This is a genomic window from Pseudomonas tremae (assembly GCF_001401155.1).
GTDB lineage: Bacteria > Pseudomonadota > Gammaproteobacteria > Pseudomonadales > Pseudomonadaceae > Aquipseudomonas > Aquipseudomonas tremae.
The window spans coordinates 1-452 of record NZ_LJRO01000038.1 but is presented as its reverse complement, the minus strand read 5'-3'; the positions used below and the strand labels follow the sequence as shown (position 1 = coordinate 452).

At 48.9% G+C, this 452-nt stretch carries 1 protein-coding gene; it reads right to left on the bottom strand.

Going from position 1 to position 452, the window contains the following annotated elements; genetic code table 11:
• Window positions 1-86: 86 nt before the first annotated feature.
• On the bottom strand, window positions 87-452 hold a 366-nt coding region (locus ALO43_RS30600; protein WP_235812522.1), incomplete at its 5' end, for a hypothetical protein.

Genomic DNA, 452 nt, shown 5'->3' with positions numbered 1-452 from the left:
ATGCATAGGCAGCGATATACTGTGTGTAAAACAAATATACAGTATGCATAATATATACATAGCATGCCTTAATAGATATGTGTGAGCTACCCGTCTTTATTGGTATTACCTGTTCCGGTTACCTGAGCCAGTAGCGCAATGACCTCATCGTCAGGCATTGATAGCAACGCGAGAAGACCTGCCTTCACTACGTCTGAGCGACTGGCTTTGAAGGTGCGTGGGTACAGTGCAACTGAATCAATTTGCTGACTTGTATCCTCGTTGAGAGAGAAGATGAAGCGCTTGGCTGTAGGTTTGCGTGCGCTTAACTTTCCGGATTTTTGCGGCCCCGCATCGGCCCCTGATTGGGTGGTTACCGGCGAACTTCTTATGAATTCGCGTGCACGCCTGTCTAGCTCCTCCTGGGAAGGCTGTTCATTGTCAGGGCGCTTCATCGACTTCAGGCCCATTTG